This is a genomic window from Streptomyces sp. ID05-26A (genome assembly GCF_033794685.1).
Lineage (GTDB): Bacteria > Actinomycetota > Actinomycetes > Mycobacteriales > Pseudonocardiaceae > Lentzea.
In genome coordinates this window covers 1,620,563-1,643,123 of record NZ_JARAYZ010000001.1, presented here as the reverse complement: position 1 = coordinate 1,643,123, position 22,561 = coordinate 1,620,563, and the positions used below count along the sequence as shown (strand labels likewise).

At 67.5% G+C, this 22,561-nt stretch carries 26 protein-coding genes, 1 tRNA gene and 1 pseudogene; 17 read left to right on the top strand and 11 right to left on the bottom strand.

Features of this window, described 5'->3' with window-relative positions; genetic code table 11:
* The first annotated feature begins 22 nt into the window (after positions 1–22).
* Positions 23–2,152, top strand: a complete 2,130-nt coding sequence (locus PV646_RS08025) for a sunset domain-containing protein (RefSeq protein WP_500340804.1) — start codon at positions 23–25, stop codon at positions 2,150–2,152.
* 63 nt (positions 2,153–2,215) lie between these two features.
* Here the strand turns inward: PV646_RS08025 and PV646_RS08020 are convergent, their stop codons facing one another.
* The 4 genes from PV646_RS08020 to PV646_RS08005 all read right to left on the bottom strand — a co-directional run bounded on the left by PV646_RS08020 (position 2,216) and on the right by PV646_RS08005 (position 6,512).
* Positions 2,216–3,265 carry a 2-oxoacid:ferredoxin oxidoreductase subunit beta gene (locus PV646_RS08020; RefSeq protein WP_500340803.1) on the bottom strand — a complete coding sequence of 350 codons (1,050 nt, stop codon included), beginning with the start codon at positions 3,263–3,265 and terminating at the stop codon, positions 2,216–2,218.
* On the bottom strand, positions 3,262–5,100 hold the full coding sequence (locus PV646_RS08015; RefSeq protein WP_500340802.1) for a 2-oxoacid:acceptor oxidoreductase subunit alpha: 1,839 nt from the start codon (positions 5,098–5,100) through the stop codon (positions 3,262–3,264). Before PV646_RS08015 ends, PV646_RS08020 begins: the two co-directional genes overlap by 4 nt.
* Before the next feature lie 211 nt (positions 5,101–5,311).
* Positions 5,312–6,052: an enoyl-CoA hydratase gene (locus tag PV646_RS08010; RefSeq protein ID WP_500340801.1), complete on the bottom strand. Its 741-nt coding sequence runs from the start codon at positions 6,050–6,052 to the stop codon at positions 5,312–5,314.
* Between the two features lie 10 nt (positions 6,053–6,062).
* Entirely contained in the window at positions 6,063–6,512 is a 450-nt protein-coding gene (locus PV646_RS08005) for an Lrp/AsnC family transcriptional regulator (protein WP_177224552.1), read from the bottom strand.
* Between the two features lie 66 nt (positions 6,513–6,578).
* Here PV646_RS08005 and ddaH point away from each other — a divergent pair, with 66 nt between their 5' ends.
* Complete coding sequence (gene ddaH / locus PV646_RS08000) at positions 6,579–7,481, top strand: dimethylargininase (protein ID WP_500340800.1); 903 nt, start codon at positions 6,579–6,581, stop codon at positions 7,479–7,481.
* A gap of 110 nt (positions 7,482–7,591) precedes the next feature.
* On the opposite strand, the gene PV646_RS07995 is transcribed toward ddaH, so the two are convergent.
* Positions 7,592–7,969 carry a MerR family transcriptional regulator gene (locus PV646_RS07995; RefSeq protein ID WP_500340799.1) on the bottom strand — a complete coding sequence of 126 codons (378 nt, stop codon included), beginning with the start codon at positions 7,967–7,969 and terminating at the stop codon, positions 7,592–7,594.
* A 596-nt stretch (positions 7,970–8,565) separates the two neighbouring features.
* Between PV646_RS07995 and PV646_RS07990 the strand changes: the two genes are divergently transcribed.
* The 5 genes from PV646_RS07990 to PV646_RS07970 all read left to right on the top strand — a co-directional run bounded on the left by PV646_RS07990 (position 8,566) and on the right by PV646_RS07970 (position 11,889).
* Positions 8,566–9,003, top strand: coding sequence for an HNH endonuclease (locus PV646_RS07990; protein WP_500340798.1), 438 nt, complete (start codon positions 8,566–8,568; stop codon positions 9,001–9,003).
* A gap of 95 nt (positions 9,004–9,098) precedes the next feature.
* Complete coding sequence (locus PV646_RS07985; RefSeq protein ID WP_500340797.1) at positions 9,099–9,920, top strand: phosphotransferase family protein; 822 nt, start codon at positions 9,099–9,101, stop codon at positions 9,918–9,920.
* 9 nt (positions 9,921–9,929) lie between these two features.
* Positions 9,930–10,307, top strand: a complete 378-nt coding sequence (locus PV646_RS07980; protein ID WP_500340796.1) for a hypothetical protein — start codon at positions 9,930–9,932, stop codon at positions 10,305–10,307.
* 532 nt (positions 10,308–10,839) lie between these two features.
* Entirely contained in the window at positions 10,840–11,589 is a 750-nt protein-coding gene (locus tag PV646_RS07975; RefSeq protein WP_500340795.1) for a transglycosylase SLT domain-containing protein, read from the top strand.
* A gap of 150 nt (positions 11,590–11,739) precedes the next feature.
* On the top strand, positions 11,740–11,889 hold the full coding sequence (locus PV646_RS07970) for a hypothetical protein (protein ID WP_355300328.1): 150 nt from the start codon (positions 11,740–11,742) through the stop codon (positions 11,887–11,889).
* A gap of 101 nt (positions 11,890–11,990) precedes the next feature.
* On the opposite strand, the gene PV646_RS07965 is transcribed toward PV646_RS07970, so the two are convergent.
* Positions 11,991–12,935 carry a LysR family transcriptional regulator gene (locus PV646_RS07965; RefSeq protein ID WP_500340794.1) on the bottom strand — a complete coding sequence of 315 codons (945 nt, stop codon included), beginning with the start codon at positions 12,933–12,935 and terminating at the stop codon, positions 11,991–11,993.
* Between the two features lie 312 nt (positions 12,936–13,247).
* On the opposite strand from PV646_RS07965, the gene PV646_RS07960 reads away from it, so the two are divergent.
* The 4 genes and pseudogenes from PV646_RS07960 (at position 13,248) to htpX (ending at position 15,530) form a co-directional block, all read left to right on the top strand.
* The gene (locus PV646_RS07960) at positions 13,248–13,658 is read left to right on the top strand and encodes an NADH-quinone oxidoreductase subunit B (RefSeq protein ID WP_177224550.1); all 411 of its coding nucleotides are present in this window, start codon (positions 13,248–13,250) and stop codon (positions 13,656–13,658) included.
* Entirely contained in the window at positions 13,655–14,200 is a 546-nt protein-coding gene (locus PV646_RS07955) for an NADH-quinone oxidoreductase subunit C (RefSeq protein WP_500340793.1), read from the top strand. Before PV646_RS07960 ends, PV646_RS07955 begins: the two co-directional genes overlap by 4 nt.
* A gap of 2 nt (positions 14,201–14,202) precedes the next feature.
* Positions 14,203–14,649: pseudogene (locus PV646_RS07950) on the top strand (4Fe-4S binding protein); the annotation flags it as partial.
* 17 nt (positions 14,650–14,666) lie between these two features.
* Positions 14,667–15,530 carry a zinc metalloprotease HtpX gene (htpX, locus tag PV646_RS07945; protein WP_500340792.1) on the top strand — a complete coding sequence of 288 codons (864 nt, stop codon included), beginning with the start codon at positions 14,667–14,669 and terminating at the stop codon, positions 15,528–15,530.
* On the opposite strand, the gene rfbA is transcribed toward htpX, so the two are convergent.
* Together rfbA and PV646_RS07935 are read right to left on the bottom strand one after the other, a co-directional pair.
* Positions 15,527–16,399 (bottom strand): glucose-1-phosphate thymidylyltransferase RfbA, encoded by an 873-nt coding sequence (gene rfbA / locus PV646_RS07940; RefSeq protein WP_500340791.1) that lies wholly within the window; start codon positions 16,397–16,399, stop codon positions 15,527–15,529. The genes htpX and rfbA overlap by 4 nt on opposite strands.
* A complete protein-coding gene (locus tag PV646_RS07935) occupies positions 16,396–16,887 on the bottom strand; it encodes a YajQ family cyclic di-GMP-binding protein (protein WP_189160100.1) in 492 nt (163 codons plus the stop codon). Before PV646_RS07935 ends, rfbA begins: the two co-directional genes overlap by 4 nt.
* A 119-nt stretch (positions 16,888–17,006) precedes the next feature.
* On the opposite strand from PV646_RS07935, the gene PV646_RS07930 reads away from it, so the two are divergent.
* Positions 17,007–17,087, top strand: a tRNA-Tyr gene (locus PV646_RS07930).
* Positions 17,088–17,164: 77 nt separating this feature from the next.
* A complete protein-coding gene (locus PV646_RS07925) occupies positions 17,165–17,842 on the top strand; it encodes a protein phosphatase 2C domain-containing protein (RefSeq protein ID WP_500340790.1) in 678 nt (225 codons plus the stop codon).
* 16 nt (positions 17,843–17,858) lie between these two features.
* Here PV646_RS07925 and PV646_RS07920 read toward each other — a convergent pair whose 3' ends face one another.
* Positions 17,859–18,212, bottom strand: coding sequence for a winged helix-turn-helix transcriptional regulator (locus PV646_RS07920; protein WP_500340789.1), 354 nt, complete (start codon positions 18,210–18,212; stop codon positions 17,859–17,861).
* 83 nt (positions 18,213–18,295) lie between these two features.
* Between PV646_RS07920 and PV646_RS07915 the strand changes: the two genes are divergently transcribed.
* The 3 genes from PV646_RS07915 to PV646_RS07905 all read left to right on the top strand — a co-directional run bounded on the left by PV646_RS07915 (position 18,296) and on the right by PV646_RS07905 (position 20,348).
* Positions 18,296–19,114, top strand: coding sequence for an NAD(P)-dependent oxidoreductase (locus PV646_RS07915; RefSeq protein WP_500340788.1), 819 nt, complete (start codon positions 18,296–18,298; stop codon positions 19,112–19,114).
* Positions 19,111–19,845, top strand: a complete 735-nt coding sequence (locus tag PV646_RS07910) for an SDR family NAD(P)-dependent oxidoreductase (RefSeq protein WP_500340787.1) — start codon at positions 19,111–19,113, stop codon at positions 19,843–19,845. The genes PV646_RS07915 and PV646_RS07910 overlap by 4 nt, the downstream gene beginning before the upstream one ends.
* A gap of 77 nt (positions 19,846–19,922) precedes the next feature.
* Entirely contained in the window at positions 19,923–20,348 is a 426-nt protein-coding gene (locus PV646_RS07905; protein WP_500340786.1) for a carboxymuconolactone decarboxylase family protein, read from the top strand.
* Positions 20,349–20,458: 110 nt separating this feature from the next.
* Here PV646_RS07905 and PV646_RS07900 read toward each other — a convergent pair whose 3' ends face one another.
* Both PV646_RS07900 and PV646_RS07895 read right to left on the bottom strand, forming a co-directional pair.
* On the bottom strand, positions 20,459–20,668 hold the full coding sequence (locus PV646_RS07900; protein ID WP_500340785.1) for a hypothetical protein: 210 nt from the start codon (positions 20,666–20,668) through the stop codon (positions 20,459–20,461).
* 139 nt (positions 20,669–20,807) lie between these two features.
* On the bottom strand, positions 20,808–21,626 hold the full coding sequence (locus PV646_RS07895; RefSeq protein WP_500340784.1) for a GNAT family N-acetyltransferase: 819 nt from the start codon (positions 21,624–21,626) through the stop codon (positions 20,808–20,810).
* 30 nt (positions 21,627–21,656) lie between these two features.
* On the opposite strand from PV646_RS07895, the gene PV646_RS07890 reads away from it, so the two are divergent.
* On the top strand, positions 21,657–22,409 hold the full coding sequence (locus tag PV646_RS07890) for a PhzF family phenazine biosynthesis protein (protein WP_500340783.1): 753 nt from the start codon (positions 21,657–21,659) through the stop codon (positions 22,407–22,409).
* Positions 22,410–22,561 lie beyond the last annotated feature (152 nt).

The following is a 22,561-nucleotide window of genomic DNA, read 5'->3' as shown; positions in this document are numbered from 1 at the left end:
TGGTCGTAGAAGGGGCTTACCCGTGAACATCTTCGGGCAGGTCTGGCTGTGGAGCCTGCTGTCCTTCGTTGCGGGAGTGCTGCTCACCTGGTTGGTGATGGTGCGCCCCGCGCGAAAGCAGATCGCCGACCTGGATGATCAACTTCTCGACGCGCGTCGTTCCGCCGCGCCGGTCGGGGCGACGGCTGTCGCCGCCGAGTTCGAGGTGGACGAGTGGGACGCCGCGCCACCGCGGTCGCTGAGCGACGAGGTGCTGACGCCGCCCACGCCCGTTCCGGCGCTGCCGCCGGCACCCGCGCCGTACGTCGAGCCGCCCGCGTACTTCGGTGAGCCCGCGCCGGCCCCCGTGCCGCCGCCGCTCCCGGTCGTGCCGGTGCCGCCTCCCGTCGTGGAGGAGCCCGAGCCCGCCCGGTACGAGCAGTCGTCGTACGGCCAGCTCCAGGACGAGCAGGAGCCGTACGACCAGGCTCAGCACGAGCAGTCGTCGTTCGAGACGACGACGTTCGAGGCCCAGCCCGAGGTGGAGGAGGAGCCGGCCGCGCCGGTTCGCCAGTACCTCGAGCCCGAGGAGGCCCAGCGCCGCTTCGAGGAGCAGCTGGCCGAGCAGAAGGCACTGGCCGACGCCGAGGACGACCGCCCGCGTTCGCTGTTCGAGCGTCTCGGCCCCGGCGAGGTCCCTCCGGAGAGCCCGGCCGAGCAGACGACGGTCCTGTCGAACTCCGGCCTGGAGGCCGCGGACTTCGACGACGAGCCGGAGCTCCCGGCCGAGCAGACGTCGTACGTGCCCACGGTCGAACCGGTCGCCGAGCCCGGTGCGCCGGCGCGCGTGCCGACCGCGGGCCCCGAGGTCGACGAGCAGGCCGACGACTTCATCTACCAGCCGCGTGAGGTCTGGTCGCAGGACGAGCCGGAGACCTACCTCGACGAGGCCGCCGAGCAGGAGGACGAGCCCACCGGCACGCGCTCCGAGCAGACGACGTTCATCGCCGTCGAGGAGAGCAGCTGGCCGGACAACGACCTCACCGGTGAGTACCCCGGCCTGCGTGACGAGATCTCCGGTCAGCTCGACGGGTTCACCGCGCCGTCGTCCGAGGTGGAGCCGGAGTCCCCGGCCGAGCAGACCGGGCTGATCGAGCCGATCGTCGAACCGGTCGACCTGGACGCGCCGAGCGTGCGCAACGGGGTCTTCGAGTCGACGCTGGCCGAAGAGCCTGAGCTGTTCGCGGAGCCCGAGGTCGAACCTCAGCCCGCGCAGGCGGAAGCCGAGCAGACCTACGAGCCTGAACAGGCCTACGAGCCCGAACAGGTCTACGAGGAGTTCGTCGAGCCCGAGTACACCGGGATGTTCTCCCAGCCGTTCACGGCTCCCGGTGCACCGCCGCCCGCGCCGTTCTCGGCGTTCGAGCCGAGGGTCGAGACCGAGGAGACGCCGGAGCGCACGCCACGTACCGTCGGCGCTGCCTTCTCCCACGGGATCGAGGTCCCCCTCGCTGCTCCCGCTGCCCCTGCCGCGCCTGTGGCGGACACGCGGCGCTCGTTGTTCGAGCCGCTGCTGGAGGCCGACGAGCCGTTGCCCGCCCTCGGGCAGACCCGCACGCTGCCGGACACGAGCAACGACCAGCCGTTCGTGCCGAAGTTCGTGCCGAGCGACGAGCCCCTGCTCGCCGCCCCTCCGGAGCCCGAGCCCGAACCCGTCGACCTGCCGCCGCGGCAGACCGAGGCGGGCCTGCCGATCCGCGAGGCCCGTCGCACGACAGCGCAGCGCCAGCAGAGCTTCCCGGCGTTCTCGGCGTTCGAGTCCCCGAAGCAGGAGCCCCAGCCCGCGGCGGCCGCAGCGCTCCCGCAGCGTCCACGCCCGGTCGGCTTCTCGCCGTCCACCGGTGGCCGCCCGAACGGCACGCCCGCGGCCGCACCGTCCTCGGCGCGGTTCCAGCAGCCGGAGGGCTTCAACCCGCGTTCGCCGTTCGGTCCCGGCTCGGTGCTGCCGAAGTCGGACGGCCACGCGCCGGCCGAGGACTTCTCGGTGAAGGCCACGCTGACCGGCCGTCGTTACTACTCCGAGGGCTCCGCGAACTTCGGTGACACGCGTGCCGACGTGTGGTTCCGCACCGAGGCCGACGCGGAGAAGGCGGGCTTCCGCCCGGCACCCTGATCGATCGCACACGAAGAAGGCCCCCACCGCGTTCGGTGGGGGCCTTCTTCGTGTCCCGGGTCTTTAGCCCACCACGGTCCAGGTGTCCTTGCCGTGCAACAGCTTGCTCAGGTTCGCTGCCTTCGAGGCCTTGGCCTCGTTGACCTGCGCGCGCACGCCGTCGTCGTACGTCGTGCGGTCCGCACGCCGGAAAACGCCCGTGACGGTGTGCGTGAGGTCCTGCGTCGAGAGCCGCGAGAGCGCGAACGACAGGTTCAGGTCCGACGCGTCGTGCACGACGATCTCGCCGGCGTCCACGTCCGCGGACTTCGCGACCGCGAGCCCGAAGCCCTCGCGCACCACGCAGTACTCGCCCTCACGGCCGAACCGGATCGGCTCGCCGTCGACGACGTGGATGATCCGCCGCTCTGCCTCGTCCGGGTCCTTCAGCACGTCGAACGCACCGTCGTTGAAGATCGGGCAGTTCTGGTAGATCTCCACGAGTGCCGAACCGCGGTGTTCCGCGGCCTGGCGCAGCACCGAGGTCAGCCCGGCCTTGTCCGAGTCCATCGCGCGACCGACGAACGAGGCCTCCGCGCCCAGTGCCAGCGACACCGGGTTGAACGGGTGGTCGACCGAGCCGATCGGCGTCGACTTGGTGACCTTGCCCGGTTCCGACGTCGGCGAGTACTGGCCCTTGGTGAGGCCGTAGATCCTGTTGTTGAACAGCAGGATCTTGAGGTTCACGTTGCGCCGCAACGTGTGGATCAGGTGGTTGCCGCCGATGGACAGCGCGTCGCCGTCACCGGTCACCACCCACACGCTCAGGTCCGGCCGTGCCACGGCGAGACCTGTGGCGATGGCCGGCGCACGGCCGTGGATGGAGTGCATGCCGTACGTGTTCATGTAGTACGGGAAGCGGGACGAACACCCGATGCCCGAGACGAACACGATGTTCTCGCGCTTGAGGCCCAGCGTCGGCAGGAACGACTGCACGGCGTTGAGCACGATGTAGTCACCGCAGCCGGGGCACCAGCGGACTTCCTGGTCCGACTTGTAGTCCCTGGCCGACTGCTTCTCGTCGGTCGTGGGAACCCCGGTCAAGCCGGGGAGTCCGATGTCGATAGCGGTCACGCCGACACCCCCTTGATCACGTCAGCGAGCACGTCCTGAAGCTCTTCGGCCTTGAAGGGAAGGCCCTGCACCTTGGTGTACGACACAGCGTCCACCAGGTACTTCGCCCTCAGCAGCAACGCCAGCTGCCCCAGGTTCATTTCCGGCACGATGACCTTCTCGTACGACTTCAGCACGTCACCCAGGTTCTTGGGGAACGGGTTGAGGTGCCGCAGGTGCGCGTGCGCGACCGGGAGGCCGAGCTTGCGGACCCTGCGTGCCGCCGCGCCGATCGGGCCGTAGGACGAACCCCAGCCCACGACGAGGACCTTGGCCTCGCCGCTCGGGTCCTCGACCACGACGTCCGGCACCTCGATGCCGTCGATCTTGGCCTGGCGCAGGCGAACCATCTTGTCGTGGTTCTCCGGGTCGTACGAGATGTTGCCGGTGATGTCCTGCTTCTCCAGGCCGCCGATGCGGTGCTGCAGGCCAGGAGTGCCGGGCACGGCCCACGGACGCGCGAGCGTCTCCGGGTCGCGCGAGTACGGCTGGAAGTTCTCCGGGTCCGTCGCGAACTCGACCGTGAGGTCCGGCAGCGTCTCGACGTCCGGGATCATCCACGGCTCGGAGCCGTTCGCGATCGCGCCGTCGGACAGGAAGAGCACCGGCGTGCGGTACTTCAGCGCGATCCTGGTCGCGTCGACCACGGCGTCGAAGCAGTCCGAGGGGGACTGCGGCGCCACGATCGGCACCGGCGACTCGCCGTTGCGACCGAACATCGCCTGCAGCAGGTCGGCCTGCTCGGTCTTCGTCGGCAGACCGGTGGACGGGCCACCGCGCTGCACGTCGATCACGAGCAGCGGCAGTTCGGTCATCACGCCGAGGCCGATGGTCTCGGACTTCAGCGCGATACCGGGACCGGACGTCGACGTCACGCCGATCGCGCCGCCGTAGGACGCGCCGAGGGCGATGCCGATGCCCGCGATCTCGTCCTCGGCCTGCACCGTGGTGATGTCGAAGTTCTTGTGCTTGCTCAGCTCGTGCAGGATGTCCGACGCCGGCGTGATCGGGTACGTGCCGAGCACGACGGGCAGCTTCGAGAGCTGGGCCGCCGCGACGATGCCGTACGCCGTCGCCGTGTTGCCGGTGATCTGGCGGTACGTGCCGACGTTGAGCTTCGCGGGCGCCACCTCGTAGGTGACGGCGAAGGCCTCGGTCGTCTCGCCGTAGTAGAAGCCGGCGCGGAACGCCAGGACGTTGGCCTCGGCGATGTCCGGCTTCTTCGCGAACTTCTCGCGCAGGAACCGTTCGGTGCCTTCGGTCGGCCGGTGGTACATCCAGGACAGCAGGCCGAGCGCGAACATGTTCTTCGCGCGTTCGGCGTCCTTCTTGCCGAGGCCGGTCTCCTCGAGGGCGCCGATGGTCAGCGTCGCCATGGCGACCTTGTGGACCTGGAACCGTTCGAGCGAGTCGTCTTCCAGCGGGTTCGAGTCGTACCCGACCTTCGTCAGGTTCCGCTTCGAGAACTCGTCGGTGTTGACGATCAGGATGCCGCCGTCCGGCAGGTCGACGACGTTCGCCTTGAGCGCGGCGGGGTTCATCGCGACGAGAACGTCGGGACGGTCGCCGGGCGTCAGGATGTCGTAGTCGGCGAAGTGCAGCTGGAACGACGAGACACCGGGCAGCGTGCCCTGTGGTGCGCGGATCTCGGCGGGGAAGTTGGGCTGGGTGGCGAGGTCGTTGCCGAACGCCGCCGCTTCCGACGTGAACCGGTCTCCGGTGAGCTGCATGCCGTCACCGGAGTCGCCGGCGAAGCGGATCACAACGCGATCCAGCTTGCGAGTCTCAGTGCTCATTCCTACGCCGATACCTCTCTCCAAGGGTGGCCGTGCCCCACCACGAGGGTAGTCGCCAGGACCGCCTGCGAGACGGGCCGTGTACCACCAGGCGAGACGAACTGTCCCATCTGCCGCAACGGGTCCTTAACTCAACGGTAAGCACACCACCACCAGCGGATACCTGAATGCGGCAGACGTCACCCTCGATACCTGTTACCCAAGGTAACACTTACCGCCCGCTGATCCGAGCCTTCATCGCGGCAAGCCTCGCAGCGAACTCTGGAGTGTCGATCGAAGCGACCTGTGGCCGCAGTTCCGTCTCGACCGCCTCCGCGTGGTCGTGCATTGCATCGGTCGCCCGCATCGTCGCCTTGATGGTCCGGACGAGTTCCGCTGGAGCCTCGGCGGCCGCCCTCGCCAGCTCTTTCGCCGCAGCGAGCGGATCTTCGGCCTTCGCGTAGGCCAGCCCGTGCGCGACGGCCTGGTCGGCGTCCAGGATCTGGCCCAGCAGCGTCATGGCAGTGGCTGTTTGCGGACCGGCGATCCGCTGCAACATCCACGTCATGCCACCGCCGGGGTGGATGCCGAGCTGCAGGAACCGCGCGTCGAACCGCGCCCTGGGCCCGGCGATCCGCACGTCCGCAGCCAGCGCGAGGTTGAGCCCCGCGCCGACCGCCGCACCGTTGACCGCGGCGATCGTCGGGATCGTGGCGTTCGCCACCGCGAGGAACCCCGCGTAGATCTTCTTGAGCCCCTCGTCCTTGGAGTTGCCGAGCTGCGTGAGGTCCGCGCCGGCGCAGAACGCGGGCGGCGCACCCGTGATGACCAGCGCGTTGGCCTCTCGTTCCGCCTGCCCGACCTTGTCCTCGAGCTCCTTGGACAGGTCGATCGTCAGTGCGTTGCGCCGCTCCGGATCGTTGATCGTGATCACGGCGACGGAGTCGTGGAGCTCCAGCAGAACCTCAGCCATGGCCCGAACCCTAGGGCGCGATGGGCCGGTCCAGGAGCCGGGACAGCACAACGGTCGACACGGTCCGATCGATGATCTCGACGGCCCTGAGGCGTTCCAGCGCGGTCTCGAGGTGGTGGATGTCCGCGGCCCGCAGGTGCACGATCGCGTCCGCCGCCCCCGACACCGTGTAGGCGGCACTGACCTCGGCCATCGGCTCGAGCCGATGCTGGATGTCGTGCGGCGCGACGTTCCCCTTGCAGTGCACCTCCACGAACGCCTCGGTACCCCACCCGAGCGCCTCCGGGTCCACCACCGCCGTGAACCCCCGCAACACCCCCGTGTCCAGCAGTTTGTCCACCCGCCGCTTCACCGCAGGGGCGCTCAACCCCACCTCCTTCCCGATCTCCGCGTAGCTGGAACGAGCGTTGGCCATGAGGCACGAAATGATTCGATGGTCGATGCTGTCCACACGCAACATTCTGCCCTAATCAACGCAATGTCGCGGCGTTGTTCGATGGTCTAACCGCCGTTTACATTTCGATCCATGACCGTATCCATCTCCGGGCCCGGCGAGCCGATCACGCTCGACATCGCCGCACCCATCGCGTCTGACCAGGATCTCCTTCCTGGGCGCGTGCCCACGACCCGTCGGTACCTGATGTGCCCGCCGACGTACTTCACGGTGGAGTACGCCATCAACCCGTGGATGGATCCCACCCAGCCCACCAGCACCACGCTGGCGGTAGAACAGTGGACAGCGCTCCGCGAGACTTACGAACGCCTGGGCCACGTCGTCGAGGTCATCGAGCCCGTGGTGGGCCTGCCGGACATGGTCTTCTCGGCGAACAGCGGCACGGTCATCGACGGCCGCGTGCTCGGCTCCCGCTTCCGCGCCTCCCAGCGCTCAGCAGAGGCAGACCACTTCCGCCGCTGGTTCCTGGGCGCCGGCTACAAGTCCGTGGTGATGCCGACCGCCGTGAACGAGGCCGAGGGCGACTTCACCTGGACCGGCTCCCTGCTCCTGGCAGGCACAGGCTTCCGCACCGACCCCGGGGCACATTCCGAGGCCCAGGAAGTCCTAGGCGTCCCGGTCGTGTCCCTGCAGCTGGTCGACCCGCGCTTCTACCACCTCGACGTGGCGCTGTTCATGCTCGACGACCAGTCACCCACCCCTCTGGTCGCCTACTACCCGGAGGCGTTCTCGCCCGGCTCACAGCAGGTCCTGCGCCGCCTGTTCCCGGACGCCGTCATCGCCAACGACGCCGATGCCGTGTGCCTGGGGCTGAACGCGGTCTCCGACGGCAAGCACGTCGTGATGCCCGTCGAGGCCACCCACCTCGCCGAGCAGGTGGCGCGGCGCGGGTTCGAGCCGGTGTTCGTGGACATCTCGGAGTTGCGCAAGTCGGGCGGCGGCCCGAAGTGCTGCACGATGGAACTGCGCGGTTAGACCTCGCCCACGCAGTCCCGTTCTGCCGCCACGTCGTCTGGAACGAAAGACGCCCCAGCAAGATCTTGCTGGGGCGTTCTCATGAGCACGTGTCCAACTGCGACGTGGGTCTACACGCTGTGCAACGGCGGGTGTGGCTCGTCGGTCGCCGACGACTGCGTGAGCCTGGCGTTGAGCGCCTGGGCTTCCTGCAGCTGGTCTTCCAAGGTGACGATGCGGCAAGCGGCGTCCAGCGCCGTGCCCTGGTCGACCAAGGCGCGGACGCGGGCGGCCAGACGCAGTTGGTAGCGGCTGTACCGGCGGTGTCCGCCGGTTGAACGCTGCGGCTCGATGAGCTTCGCCTCGTCCAGGCTGCGCAGGAAGTTCGCCGAGGTGCCGAGCAGTTCCGCGGCCCGGCCCATCGAGTAGGCGGGGTAGTGCTCGTCGTCGAACTTCTCCGCTGTGGTCTGCGGTTCGTTGCTCGCAGATTCGTGGGCTTCTGGGGTCATCGCGCCTCCGCATCACGAGGGGCCCCGATGCCGTAGCACCGGGGCCCCAGGGTTGTTGGGTTTCACTTCCACCTAGCCGACCGTGAGACCGGCTTCCTCTGTCCGCATGCCCCGTACTGCGAGCGGGCGTTGCGGGGATCGCGTGTGCGTAACCGAAGACCACCTTCCAATCTGATGGAACCGCGGTACCCGTCCGGCCGAGTTCAGCCGAAGGCGGGCGATCCGATGGTGTGCAACCCCTTCCCTTCTCCTCTGATCACTGACTTTCGTGTTCTCACGTGGCTGTCGGCACCGGACCTCATGCACGTGCCGGACTCGTTTCACCGACGGCCCTAGGCCACCTGCCAGAACCCCTTCCACTGATCGGCTCCGGCACATCTGACCGTCTTGCACTTGCGCACTGCACTTCGACTGCGTCTTGCACCTGCTGGTGAAGCGGCGGTCGGCTCCAGTTCTTGCGCGCCTGACCGTCCTGCGTTCACCTCACGGGCAGTTCGTCATCTCCCGTGCCATGTTATCTCTTGTTCGACGGGGAGAAGACTAACCCTGCCGAGAGGGCAATGTCTACCCCCATCACCATAGATTTCCTCATTCGGGTGACCCAGCTGCGCTCACCTGGGCAGATCGCCCAGCCGCTCTGGGTAACGCACGAGCCGTTGCCGGCGCTGGACGCCGATGTCGACGAAGGCGCGGCGGAGGGCAGCGTGCTGCGGCGGCTGCGTCTCGTGCGGGAGCGGGATCCAGCGCTGCGCAAGCAGAAGATCGACGCGGTGCTGGCGGCGAGTGGTGAGCTCGCCTGCGAGGTGTGCCGGTTCGACTTCGAGAGTTTCTACGGTGAGCGGGGCAAGGGCTTCGCAGAAGTGCACCACGCCGTTCCGCTGCACGTCACCGGTCCGACGAGCACGCGGCTCACGGATCTCGTCGTGCTGTGCTCGAACTGTCACCGGATGATCCACCGCGGCAAGGACTGGCTGACCCCCGCCCAGTTGGTGCAGGCGGTCGAGACTCAGACCTCCAACGCCCACCGCACGTAACGCATCGTCGACGATCCCGAACGCTCCGGTCGGCGGTGTGTGGCCGACGTTGACGGAGAGCTACAGGTTTCCGGCGCACATGGAAGCCTCAAACCATGGACGCACGCGCTGTCGCCACGGCTGCCCTCGGTCGCGACCCCGGTCCGCTGCAACCGGTGCGCAGCCGCTCCCACCAGGTCCACGTCGGCGCCGACGTCGTGGTGAAACTGGCAGACCACGACCGGCTCGACCGGGAGATCGCCCTCGCACCCCACCTGCCACCGGGCCTCGCCGCTCCGCTGCTCGCGAGCGGGCAGCGCCACGACGTCCGCTACGCCTGCTACGCCCGCATCCCCGGAGCCGCGCCCCGCATGGGACTCCCGGACCTCGACGAACCAGCCGCGCTCGCCCTGGCCCAGCAGGCGATCCAGAGGCTCGACACCCTGCACGCCTGGACGCCTCCCGACGAGGCCGGAAAGGTCCTGGCCGAAGTCCCGGCCCACGGCGGCTTCGCCGGCCGGCGAGCTCTCATCGCCCAAATCGACGAGCTCGCGATCCCGACGAAACTCCTCGACGGCCTGAAGGAGATCGCCGCACGCGCACCGCTGCACACCAAAGCCACGGTCCCGGTCCACGCCGACTGCCACTGGGACAACTGGCTCGCGGACGGCACGACCATCACTGCCCTGCTGGACTTCGAGTGGGCCCGCTTCGGCGACCCGCTCGACGACTGGTTCTTCCTCGCCAGGTTCAGCGGCCCGCACATGCACGCCGTGCTCGACGTCATCAGCCGGCACACCGGCATTCCCCTCGGAACACTCCGCGCGGAGTGCGAGGTGAGGGAGGCGTCGCACCTCGTCGCGGACCTGCTCATCGACGCCGACCCGCCCACCGTCGGCCTGCTCGAACAGCTCGTCGCGGGTATCTGGCAGCAGTAGCGTCGGGAGATGACCGACGTCCTCGTGATCGGCTTCGACCCGCACACCATCCCCGGCTTCGACCCCGCGCCCGTCGCCGCCGCCATCGAACGAGGCAGTCGCCAGTTCGCCGAGCTGGGGCTCGCCGAGGACCTCTTCCTCATCGACTTCGCGGAACTCGACGGCCGCGCCCAGGCCAAGCTCGCCGAGAAGCTCGGCGGCAAGCAGTACGACGTGGTCCTGGTCGGCGGCGGCATTCGCAAGGGACCGGGTCTGCTCGAGCTCTTCCAGGTCGTCGTCAACGAAGTGCACTGGCGTCAGCCGGAGGCCGCGATCGCCTTCAACGACAGCCCCGGCGACAGCCCGGACTGGGTTCTCAAGGCCTTGGAGCAGAGGCGCAAGAGTTAACCCACAACATTGGGTGAACCGGACACGCGGCCTCTCCGTACCCCTCGTCAGACAGAAAAAACGCTGTCCAGCGATCAAGTCCCCGCAGGTCAGCACCCCGCACCCCGAAAACACTACCAAGCGTGACGGCATCACTCGATCGCGTGGTCGTGCACGTAACCCATAACGAGAGCCGGGCTAGCAGCGAACTAACAGACAGCTCCGTCAGTTCGTCAGGAGGCAACGATGAACTTACGCAGGACTCACAAGGCTCGTTGACTGTCTGTCAGCAACGGATAGCCCAACTCATCGGAAACGTGACGAGAGTCACCCAACGGGCGCTGGAGCTTGCCTGCGCTCGTGACGCGAGGTTACGTTCTCGCCCGCCGATAACGGTTTGGTCACTGGCAGGACACAGGCCCTGTACCACCTAGGGTCCAAAGTCCGGCCCGGAATCCCCCGCCGGGACAGTCCGGTGGCCAAGCTCCCCGACGCAGGAGGCTCCCCCTTGGCCCGGCACAGCAAGGCCGATGGCCGAACCGTGTACACGGTCGTGCCCCGACAGGAATTCAAGCCCGGCGCCCACCGCGTCGAGGACGACAAGGTTCCGCTCGCTCACCGCGTGAGCGCGATCGTCGTCGCAGCTGGTGTCGCCGCCGGCACCGCCGCCATCGCCAACGCCGCCACCAGTGGCCCCGCGACGGAGCTCGCGGCGGGTGCGGCCGAGTTGGGTGCGCTTCCCGACCAGCAGGCCCGGAACGTCCAGACGGTGCACAACGTCAACCCCGGCAGCAAGGTCAGCCAGATGCTGCAGATGCAGCAGATGTACGCGCAGCAGGCGTTCGACCAGGCCTCGAAGGCCGCTGCGGACTCGCACGCCCAGCGCGAGGCAGCTGCCAAGGCCGAGGCCGAGCGTCAGATCGAGATGCGCAAGCCCGCCAAGCAGCGCGAGGTCGAGGCCTGGATCAAGGACGCCATCAAGATCCTGCAGGCCAACGGCACCAACATCGACAACGGCTCCGTCGACGAGATCTACACGATCATCATGAAGGAGTCGAACGGCAACCCCAACGCCGTCAACAACTGGGACTCCAACGCGATGCGGGGCACGCCGTCCAAGGGCCTGATGCAGTGCATCGACCCGACGTTCCGGGCCTACAAGCTGGCCGGGTACGACAACATCCTCGCGCCGGTCGACAACATCATCGCGGGCGTTCGCTACACCTACGCGCGCTACGGCGGCTTCCACAACCACCCGGGTCTGGTCAACATGAACCTGGGTGGCGGATACCTGGGGTACTGAAAAAGGGCCGAACACGTCGTGTCGGGGTGCGGGAAACCCATCGGCGGACGATGCTGTCAATCAGGTTCACCCACAAGCATGGCGGCCCTAGCGGGCACACGCCCGGTAGTGCTCCCATCGAACGCGATCCCCGAACGCAGGGAGTGGCCGATGAACGAGCAACAGGCACGCGACGACGAGCTGGAGAAGATCCGCTCGGAGGCGACGAGTTGGCTGGCCAAGATGGCCAAAGCCCAGCATCGTCCCAAAGTCGAGCAACGCAGGCCTGAGCACGACGCCATGACACCCGCGAAGAAGTAAGCAGGAAACGACAGAAGCGCCCCGGCTGCGGCCGGGGCGCTTCTGTTCGTGCAGGCGTGGCCACGAGGCCTCTGAGGACCACAGGGGCGGCGCGTGACGTCTCACAAGGTCGGGGCCTCGCGCTCGAAGGCGGCCCACAGGAGCTTCAGCGGATGGTCCGCCGGATGCTTCTCGAGCGCGTCCGTCCTCGCGAAGACGCCCACGAGCCGTTCCAGCGAATCGTCGGCGAGCTGAACCACGCGCAGACCGCTTCCCTCGCGCAGCTCGTTGTTCGCCGCCACCACCCCCAGGCCGGACGTGACGATCATCGCGCCCTTCACGAGGTTGGAGCGGAGCAAGGAGATGCCGTACTGGATCTCGTCGATCTCCGCGGCGATGTCGAGGCCCTGGCGGTAGTCAGGGCCGAACCAGCCGCGCAGGAACTCCGCGATCAGCCCCGCTCCCGGCACGACCAGCGGCACCGACCGCAACGCCGGCACGCGCACGCGGTCCCCGACGACGGTCTCCGGCAGGTTCGTCAGCAGGGCGAGCCCGCCCCGCCGCCACTGGATCACCTCGAACTCGGGACGCTCCCAGCCCTGGCCGGCCCGCGTGACGACGCTGCCGCAGACGACGTCGACCTCCTGCGTCTCCAGCTTCGTCCAGATGTCCTTGGTGCGGATGTGCACGACCTTGAGGTCGACGTCGCGCTCCTGGAACTCATCGGCCACGTGGTGCCACGCCTTCGCGAGCGTGTCGAGCATGTATCGCGTCGTGCCGACGGTGACGGTCGTGCCGAGCTTGCGGCGGCACTCGTGAATTCCGTCGAGCCACACCGCGAGCGTCTCCCGCGCCAATTCGACGATCGACTCACCAGTGGGCGTGAACAGCACGTCCTTTCCGCGTCCCTGCTTCACCACGAGTGCTTCGCCGCACAGTTCCAGAAAGTTCCTGTTCAACGTGTCGAGCTGCTTCTGAACGCTCGACTGCTCGCGTCCCAATGCCCGCGCCGCTCGTAGGGCCGAACGGGTCTCATGCACGGTGAGAAGGGTCCTGAGCTGGTCCATCGTGGTATCCAGTAGTGCACCGGGCATGTGCAGCAAACGGTGCAACGAGGTGCTGGTGGGAAGCACCAACTGGGACGAGCCGGACATCGGGACCCTCTCTGATGTTCTGTCGATCAGTTGAACTGAACTTGACCGCATTTCGCCGACAAATTATCTGCAGATCCTGTCGGCGAATCCCTGGACACTTATCCCGCGGTGTACAAAACTATCTGCGGCGACCACGCGTGGGAGCCGATTCCGGGGGGAATCATTGGGGGGTGGGGGTCCGCCAGGCGCAAGCCGGCGGGCCCCCAAGTATTACCCTCAGCCGTTGTGACGGCTTCCGCTCGCCTGGAATGGGGCACCACCTACCAGGTCACCGTGCTCGAACTCGGACTCGCCTGCTGTGGGGTCGAAGTGATGGCAGCTCTCGACCGCCTCCCCGACCTCGGCGTCACGCCGGTCGACGGCGCGGGCGAGGCGCACGTTCTCGTTGTCTCCGGCACCGTCACGGACGTCATGTTGCCCGCTGTCCTCCGCAGTTACGAGGCCATGCCCGAACCCCGTTACGTGATCTCCGTGGGCGCCTGCAGCAACACCGGCGGCCCGTACTGGGATTCCTACAGCGTCACCAAGGGGATCGACCAGGCCTTGCCGGTCCACGTAGCCGTACCCGGTTGCCCGCCGCGGCCCGAAGCACTGCTCGAGGGTCTGAAGGCGCTGCACGGGCTGGTGAACGCATGACGACGACGGCGAAGACCGCGTTCGGCCAGACGATCCACCACGTGGAGCTCGCCGACTGGCTCACCACGGCTGCGGCCCACCACGCCGAGGGCTTCGTGATGTTCGACTGGCTCGGTGTCGAGGACGCGGGTCGTCCAGGGGCCGTAGGCCAGCGTCACGCGGTGTTCCTGCACGTGATCAACCCGCAGACGCGCGACGGCGTCATGCTGCGCACCGAGCTGAGCCCTGAGGACGCGCTGCCGAGCATCGCGCACCTCTGGAAGGGCGCCGGATGGCACGAGCGCGAGGCCAGCGAAATGTTCGGAGTGATGTTCGGCGTCACCGCCGGCAGCGAGCCCGAGCACCTGCTGCTGCCCGACAGCTTCCAGGGCCACCCGCTGCGCAAGGACTTCGTGCTCGCCTCCCGCGTCGTGCGTCCGTGGCCGGGCGCTCTCGAACCGGGCGAGGACAACACGAGCGCGCCGAGCCGCCGCCGCACCGCACCACCCGGAGTGCCGGACCCGTCGTGGGGTCCGCGCCGTGAAGAGGAGCCGCAGTCGTGACGAACCTTCCCCCGCGCACCAGGGGCGTCATCGCGCTGTTGGAGGCCAACTGCACGGTCTGCATGATCTGCGCGCGTGAGTGTCCTGACTGGTGCATCCACATCACGTCGCACACCGAGGTCGAGGAGCAGCCCGGCAGCGCCCGCGCGCGCAGCCGCAACGTGCTCGACCGGTTCGCGATCGACTACGGCCAGTGTCTCTACTGCGGCATCTGCGTCGAGGTCTGCCCGTTCGACGCCCTGCACTGGGCGCCGGAGTTCGGTTATCCGGGCACGGGCTCGATCGACGGCGAGGGTGCCGTCGCGGAGCTCGTCCACGAACGGGACGTGCTGTCCACCTGGGTCGAGAAGGTGCCGCCGCCACCCGCGCTCGACCCGGCGGCGGAGGCAGCGCCCGAAACAGCCACAGGAACCGGACGCAGGCCTGGTTCGTTGAGGGGTAGGACGTAAAACCCGGAGGCGAAACCGTGCACAAGCACTTCAACGGGTTGAAGACGGCCGTGCTGCTCGGCGGGATGAGCGCGCTGATCGTGCTGGTCAGCAGCCTGTTCGGTCGGACCGCACTGGTCATCGGCCTGGTGTTGGCCTTGGGCGTGAACGCCTACGCGTACTTCAACTCGGACAAGCTCGCACTGCGCGCGATGCGGGCGGTGCCCGTGTCGCAGGTGGAGCAACCAGTGCTCTACGCGATCGTGCGGGAGCTGTCGCAGAAGGCGCGCCAGCCCATGCCCAGGCTCTTCCTGAGCCCGACAGCCGCACCGAACGCGTTCGCGACGGGCCGCAACCCGCGCAACGCGGCCGTGTGCTGCACCACGGGCATCCTGGACCTGCTCGATGAGCGCGAACTACGGGCCGTGCTCGGCCACGAACTGGCGCACGTCTACAACCGCGACATCCTGATCAGCTGCGTGGCCGGCGCGCTGGCCGGCGTGATCACGATGCTCGCGAACCTGGCCCTGTTCGCCGGCATCTTCGGCGGAGGCGACTCCGACGACGACGGCCCAGGACCCTTGGGCCTGCTGATGATCGCGCTGCTGGGCCCGATCGCGGCCACCGTCGTGCGCCTGGCCGTGAGCCGCTCGCGCGAGTTCCAGGCGGACCAGTCCGGTTCCGAACTGACGGGCGACCCGCTGGCGCTGGCCTCGGCGCTGCGCAAGATCGAGCTGGGGACGCGGGCGGCACCACTCGCGCCGGAGCCGGGGGTGGTGTCGCAGAGCCACCTGATGATCGCGAACCCGTTCCGTTCGGGGGAACAGTTCGCGAAGTGGTTCTCGACCCACCCGCCGATGGCCGACCGCATCCGCAGGCTCGAAGAGATGGCGCGGCGTTAACGCCCAGCCTTCGCCACGGCCATGAGGTACTCGCCGTACCCGGACTTGCCGAGCTTCTCGCCGAGCGCGTAGCACTCCTGCGCGGAGATGAAGCCCATGCGCAGCGCGATCTCCTCGGGACACGCGATGCGCACGCCCGTCCGGTGTTCCAGCACCTGCACGAACTGTCCGGCCTCGAGCAGCGAGTCGTGCGTGCCGGTGTCGAGCCACGCGAACCCGCGACTCAGGTCCACCAGCCGCGCACGCCCCTCGCGCAGGTAGGCGAGGTTGACGTCGGTGATCTCCAGTTCGCCCCGCGGCGACGGCTTGAGGTTCCGCGCGATGTCCACCACACCGTTGTCGTAGAAGTAGAGGCCGGTGATCGCCCGGTTCGACTTCGGCTTCGCGGGCTTCTCCTCGATGGACAACAGCTTGCCCGTCGCGTCGACCTCACCCACGCCGTACCGCTCGGGATCCTTCACCTGGTAGCCGAAGAGCACACAGCCGTCCAAAGAGGACGCGTGCTGCTGCAGCGTGGTGGAGAAACCCTGGCCGTAGAAGATGTTGTCGCCCAGCACCAGCGCCACGTCGTCGTCGCCGACGAAGCCGGCACCGATGACGAACGCCTCGGCGAGCCCGTTCGGCGCGGCCTGCTCCGCGTAGGAGAAGTCCATGCCCCACTGGGACCCGTCGCCGAGCAACCGCCGGAACTGCGGCAGGTCGGTAGGCGTGCTGATGATCAGCACCTCGCGAATGCCGGCCAGCATGAGCACCGACAGCGGGTAGTAGATCATCGGCTTGTCGTACACCGGCAGCAACTGCTTGGAGACGGCCTGCGTGATCGGGTGCAGGCGCGTGCCGCTGCCACCGGCCAGGACGATGCCCTTCACCGGTAGTTGGTGAACTGGAGGGCGATGCCGAAGTCAGAACCCTTCAGCAGGGAGATGACGTCCTGCAGGTGGTCCTTCTTCTTGCCGGACACCCGCAACTGGTCACCCTGGATCTGCGCCTGCACACCCTTGGGCGCCTCGTCGCGGATCTTCTTGGCGATCTCCTTGGCCTTCTCGGACGTGATGCCCTGCACGAGGTTTCCCGTGACCTTGAACACCTTGCCGGAGATGGCGGGCTCGCCCACCTCGAACGCCTTCATCGAGATGTTGCGCTTGACCAGCTTCTCCTGGAAGACGTCGATCGCCGCCTTGCAACGCTCCTCGGTCTCGGAGGTGAAGGTGATCGCCTCCTCGCCGGCCCAGGCCACTGTGGTGTTGGTCCCGCGGAAGTCGAAGCGCGTGCTCAGCTCCTTCGAGGCCTGGTTGAGCGCGTTGTCGACCTCCTGCCGGTCCACCTTGCTCACCACGTCGAACGACGGGTCCGCCACGACTTCACACTCCAACGATCTCGGGATCACAGCCAGCGTCGATGCTACTGGGGGACCCCGATTTGGGGCCTCCCGAAGGGGTTATGTATTGTTCCGCCTGCACCGTTACGGCGGTGTGGGGCGGGTTGCCCGAGCGGCCAATGGGAGCGGACTGTAAATCCGTCGCGAAAGCTACAGAGGTTCGAATCCTCTACCCGCCACGCAAGACTGATGGGCCTCTGACCGGACAGGTCAGAGGCCCATCGTCGTATCCTCGTTCGGACCGAGGGGGATCTCAGTGCGTACGCAGATGGCAACAGAGGCCGGCCGAACGACGGCGCCGAGTGAGGACCGGGCGCTCGTCGGGCCGAACCTTCTCGCCGTGCTCGACGGTGTGACGGCCAAGCCCGAGACCGGGTGCGAGCACGGTGTCGGGTGGTTCGCCGACCAGCTGTCCGCGGAGATCCTTCGGGTTGCGCACCTCGAACCGGGTGAGGCGCTCGGGGAGGCCATCGAGAAGGCCGCTGAGCTGCACTCCGGCAGTTGCGACCTCGATCATCCCGACTCGCCCAGCGTGGCCATCGCGGTGGTGCAGGTCAAGGACGACGTGCTGCGGTACCTGGTGCTCGGGGACGCCACGGTGGTCGTCGACACCAAGCAGGAACTGCTGGTTGTCAGCGATAGGCAGACGAAGCGCACGGCCGGTGCGAAGGCGTCTGATGTCGAGCACGCGCTTCAGGGTGAGGTTGCGCTTCAAGACGTGCGGCGCGTTGCGATCCTGTCTGACGGGGCTGCGCGGGCGGTGGATCTGTTCAATCTCTTCGATTGGCGTCAGGCGCTCGAACTGATGGCGGCGAACGGGCCGGACGACCTCATCCGCAGAATGCGCGCGGTTGAAAAGGAAGACGTCAAGGCCGTTGATTGGCCTCGTAAGAAGATTTCCGACGACGCCACTGTCGTGTACTTCGACCGGTGACGGCGGGGTGCAGCGCTTAGTGCCTGGGCGCGGGTTCGACGCCTCGGCGGTGTGCGATCGCCTTCATGTTGTCCTCGCCCCAGTCGCCCAACGGTGACAGGGCGTCGTTCAGCCGGACTCCCAGTGGTGTCAACGAGTACTCGACGCGCGGTGGCACCTCGTGGAACACCTCGCGGTGCACGATCTCGTCGGCTTCCATCTCGCGCAGCACCTGGATCAGCATCTTCTCGCTGATGCCGGACACGGACCTGCGCAGTTCGCCCGTGCGCACCGGGCCGTGGTGGAGTGCCCAGAGGATCAGTGCTTTCCAGCGGCCGCCGATCACGTCGATCGCCGCGTCGAGGCCGCACGCGTACTGCCGTGGCTTCATCCAGGATCCTTACCAAAAAGTGGGTACCTGACAAAATAGTAGGTACTTGTCGCCAAGTGTGTGTCAGAACGAGCATTCACGGCATGGGGATCAAGGAAACCGTGAGTGTGCTCGGCCTCGGCCGGATGGGCACTGCGCTCGCGAACGCTCTCGTCGAAGAGGGCTACGAAGTGACCGTGTGGAACCGCACGCCCAAAACGCTGCCCAACACCACACGAGCCGATACACCACAAGAGGCGTTCAAGAGCGACGTCGTCGTCACCTGTCTGTCCACGTATGAAGCACAACAACCGTTGCTCACCAACGACATCAAGACGCTCGTCAACCTCACGTCCGGCACGCCGGAGCAGGCCCGTGCCACGGCGGAATGGGCGAAGACCAACGGCGTCGAGTACGTCGACGGCGTGATCATGGCTGTGCCGCAGCAGATCGGCACGCCGCAGGCGAAGATCCTGTTCAGCGGCAACGAGAACCACCATGTCCTGCAGGCTTTCGGCGAGCCCGTGTACGTGGGGGAGGACGCGGGACTGGCCGCGCTCTACGACCTGGCCCTGCTCGGCATCATGTGGGCGACCTTCGGCGGGTACCTGCAGGCGGTCGCGTTGATGGGCAGCGAGGGCATCACGCCGCAGCAGTTCACGCCGATGGCCACTAGCTTCCTCAACGAAATGAGCGCCCTGCTGCCCGAGATGGGCGAGGAGACGCAGACCAAGGACTACGAGACCGACGTGTCCGCGCTGGACATCAACGTGTCGGGACTCCACCTGCTCACCGAGGCAGGCAGGGAACAGGGCCTCGACGTCACCATCCCGCAGGCCCTGCACGGCCTGTTCGAACGCGCCCAGCGCAACGGCCACGGCGCGCACAGCATCGCGAGCGTCATCGAGGAGATCCGGAAGTGAAGTACCTGGGGAAGAAGGCCGTCGTCACCGGCGGCACGCACGGCATGGGGCGCGCGACGGTCGACAAGCTGATCGCACAAGGCGCCGAGGTGCTGCTCACGGGGCGCAGCACGGAGAAGGCCGAGGGAATCAAGGCGCACGCCATCGCGTCGGACGCGTCGAACCTCGAGGACGTCGTCAGGCTCACAACCGAAGTGCGGGAACGACTCCACGAGATCGACCTGCTGTTCATCAACGTCGGTCACGCCACGCTGCTCGAGATCCCGGACGTCACGCCGGACGACTACGAACGCACGTTCGCCGTGAACACCAGGGGTGCGTTCTTCACCGCCCAGAAGCTGGCTCCGCTCGTCAAGGAGGGCGGCTCGATCGTCTTCACGACCTCGATCGCGCAGACGGGCGGCGCCGTCGGCATGAGCGTCTACTCGGGGGCGAAGGCGGCGGTGCGGTCGTTCGGCAGGTCGTTCGCGGCGGAGCTGGCACCGCGGAACGTCAGGGTCAACGTCGTGAGCCCCGGCTTCATCGACACGCCGTCGATGGGCGTCACTGGTGTGCCGGAAGAGAACCTCCAGCAGTTCAAGGAGGAGGGCGACCGCATCACGCCGTTGAAACGTCACGGCACCGCGGACGAGGTCGCGGACGCCGTGCTGTTCCTGGCGTTCGAGGCGACCTTCACGACCGGCGCGGACCTGCCCGTCGACGGTGGACTCGGCCAGGGGATCAGCGCCTGAGAAAATCTTCGGACTACCTGTCACACCTTCGTCGCCTGCCGGGTCTACCTGGTAGAAGACGACGAAGGAGAACGAAGATGAGGATCGCCAACCCGATCGTGTCCGTGCCCGGCGCCATGAAGGCGTTGATGGCCCTGTCCGAGGCGGCGGCCACCACGGGGATCGACGGGGACTACGCCGAGCTGATCTGCCTGCGCGTCAGCATCATGAACGGCTGCGGCACGTGCATCGACTACCACACCAAGCTGCTCCGCAAGGCGAACGTGGCGGACGAGAGGATCTTCGCCGTCGCCGGCTGGCGGGACGTCCCGTACTACACCGACGCCGAGAAGGCCGGGTTCGCGCTCGCCGAGCAGATCACGCGCGTGCAGGTCACTGACGACGTGTGGGCCGAGGCGGCGAAGCACTACACCGAGGAGCAGCTCGCCGGGCTCGTCATCGTCTGCGGCGCGATCAACCTGTGGAACCGCATGAACGTTGCCACGGACCAGAAGGTGGCCTGAAGAAGATGAAGCCGGCGCGCAAGAGCTTCCTCTCTCTTGCGTGCCGGCTTCAGCGCGAAGCCTACCCCATGTCGAACAAATGTTCGATCATTGGGCGATCAACACGCCGATCAACTCGCGGCGAGCGCGGCGCGGCCGTCCTCGGTCAGTTCCGCGCAGACGCGGAGGCCGAAGCTCGTCGGCTGCGCGGGACGCAGCAGTCCTGCGTGCACGAGGTCGTGCGTCGCCATCCGGTCGCAGCAGGGCAGTCCGTCGACGTACAGGTCGGGCTCCGTGCCGCCTGTCACCTCGGCGCGCCCTGCGGCGACAGCCCGCAGCATCGCCCTCGCTCTTCCGCTGAGTTCCATCTCGACCCCCCAGGCGTGGCTTGAATCCGCTTACCCCTTTGTCGAAATAGAGGCCGGATTCGTTCCACAAGTACGGGTTCGTTTGGGTTCTTCGCTTGTGTGAACGGGTAGATCATGTCCCACTAGGCCGTTCGGGTTGTGCCGACACGCCGGAGAACGAGCGCAACGCGGGGCGTCGAACCCAGAACGTCCAGCGCGGCCGATAGCCCTGCGAGTACCAGAACGGTGTCGAGCGCGGGTTCGGCAAGGCGTGGTGGAGCAGCGTCGATGCCACTCCGGCGCCGTCGAGGACCGAGTGCGCGTGCGCGGCGAGAGCGCTGCCCGCACCCGTGCCACGCACATCCGGCCGCACGCCGAGATGGCCGAGATACGCGAACGGGCGTGCCGACGCGTACTTCTCCATCCACCCCGCGTCCTGCGGCATGTCGACGTAGATCATGCCGACGGGCGTGTCGCCGCTGAGAGCCAGCCACATCGCCTCGTGGTCGCGGTCGAGCACCTCGGCCAACGCCGTGCGCAGGTGCTCGGCGGTGTTCGCGCGCTCGGTCACCAGGCCGAACTGCGCGTCGTACCGGACGGTGTGCAGATTCAGTTCGACGACGACGTCCAGGTCGGCGCGCGTGGCGGCGCGAATGTCCACATCGGACGGCCGGTGCGCGGGTGTGCGGCCGGCCAGGCGTTCGGCGACCACGGTGAGGGGCGCGAAGCCCCGGTCGATCAACGTCCGCGCGTCGCCGGTCTCGTGGCTCGGCAGTTGCACGATCGCCGCGGTGTCCGGGTCGTCCAGGCCGGTGAGATGGCTGTGCCACTCCTCCAGCAACGCCGGCAGGTCCCACCCGGGCTGCCAGGTCAGGCCGTGCGTGCGCAAGGGTCCCCAGGTCGGCAGCAGGGAGTCTGGATCGTTCTCGCGGTAGGAGAAAGGTTCGGTCACGCCCCATCTGAGCATGGCAGGGTCGGCGGTGTGGAGATCTACGTCGTGGATTCGTTCACCAGCACGCCCTTCGCGGGCAACCCCGCCGGAGTCGTGCTCCTCACCGAGCCGCGCGACGACGCCTGGATGCAGCACGTCGCCGCCGAGATGAAGCACGCCGAGACGGCCTTCGTCACCCCGGACAACCACCTCCGCTGGTTCACGCCCGAGGTCGAGGTGGACCTCTGCGGGCACGCCACCCTCGCCACCGCGCACGTGCTGGGCGGAGAGCAGTCGTTCACCACGCGTAGCGGGGTGCTCACATGCGCAAATGACGATGGATGGGTCCGCATGGACTTCCCCGCGGACCCGCCAGAGTTGACTGACCCGCCAATCGGTCTAGAGGAGGCGCTGCCACATGCGACGATCAAGTCTGTGTCGCGTGGGCGCTTCGACTTCCTGATCGAGTTGGAGAGCGCCGCGGAAGTCCGTTCGCTGCGACCCGACGTCCAAGGGCTGACACAAATCCCGTCACGCGGAGTAATCGTGACGGCGATCGGCGACGGTGGTGCGGACATCGTCAGCCGCTGCTTCTACCCGGCCGTCGGCATCCCGGAGGACCCCGTCACCGGTTCGGCCCACTGCACCCTTACGTCCTATTGGGTGCCTCGGCTTCAACGCGCTGACCTGCTGGCGGAGCAGGCGTCACCGCGCGGGGGGTTCGTCAGGGCGACCCTCGACCAAGATCGTGTGCTGCTCTCCGGGCAGGCCGTGACGGTGCTTCGGGGACACCTCAGCGTCTAGCCACGTCTGGGTGAATCGACGTCACCAAACGTGCTCGACCTGCCATTTCGTCCCCCGAGCGGGGTACATTGGTGCCCCTGGAGGGGTCCTGATCGCCAAGTGCGGGACCCCTCAGTCACGCCTAGAGGTCCCCCCACCCAGGCCGGCGAGGA

What these genes read in the sequence shown, in the direction of transcription:
- PV646_RS07915 (WP_500340788.1), top strand. Translation starts at nt 18,296, where the DNA reads ATGGGGATCAAGGAAACCGTGAGTGTGCTCGGCCTCGGCCGGATGGGC.
- PV646_RS07985 (WP_500340797.1), top strand. Translation starts at nt 9,099, where the DNA reads ATGGACGCACGCGCTGTCGCCACGGCTGCCCTCGGTCGCGACCCCGGT.
- PV646_RS07970 (WP_355300328.1), top strand. Translation starts at nt 11,740, where the DNA reads ATGAACGAGCAACAGGCACGCGACGACGAGCTGGAGAAGATCCGCTCG.
- PV646_RS07905 (WP_500340786.1), top strand. Translation starts at nt 19,923, where the DNA reads ATGAGGATCGCCAACCCGATCGTGTCCGTGCCCGGCGCCATGAAGGCG.
- PV646_RS07980 (WP_500340796.1), top strand. Translation starts at nt 9,930, where the DNA reads ATGACCGACGTCCTCGTGATCGGCTTCGACCCGCACACCATCCCCGGC.
- ddaH (WP_500340800.1), top strand. Translation starts at nt 6,579, where the DNA reads ATGACCGTATCCATCTCCGGGCCCGGCGAGCCGATCACGCTCGACATC.
- PV646_RS07920 (WP_500340789.1), bottom strand. Translation starts at nt 18,212, where the DNA reads ATGAAGCCACGGCAGTACGCGTGCGGCCTCGACGCGGCGATCGACGTG.
- PV646_RS07965 (WP_500340794.1), bottom strand. Translation starts at nt 12,935, where the DNA reads ATGGACCAGCTCAGGACCCTTCTCACCGTGCATGAGACCCGTTCGGCC.
- PV646_RS08010 (WP_500340801.1), bottom strand. Translation starts at nt 6,052, where the DNA reads ATGGCTGAGGTTCTGCTGGAGCTCCACGACTCCGTCGCCGTGATCACG.
- PV646_RS07995 (WP_500340799.1), bottom strand. Translation starts at nt 7,969, where the DNA reads ATGACCCCAGAAGCCCACGAATCTGCGAGCAACGAACCGCAGACCACA.
- PV646_RS08015 (WP_500340802.1), bottom strand. Translation starts at nt 5,100, where the DNA reads ATGAGCACTGAGACTCGCAAGCTGGATCGCGTTGTGATCCGCTTCGCC.
- PV646_RS07900 (WP_500340785.1), bottom strand. Translation starts at nt 20,668, where the DNA reads ATGCTGCGGGCTGTCGCCGCAGGGCGCGCCGAGGTGACAGGCGGCACG.
- PV646_RS08005 (WP_177224552.1), bottom strand. Translation starts at nt 6,512, where the DNA reads ATGTTGCGTGTGGACAGCATCGACCATCGAATCATTTCGTGCCTCATG.
- PV646_RS07955 (WP_500340793.1), top strand. Translation starts at nt 13,655, where the DNA reads ATGACGACGACGGCGAAGACCGCGTTCGGCCAGACGATCCACCACGTG.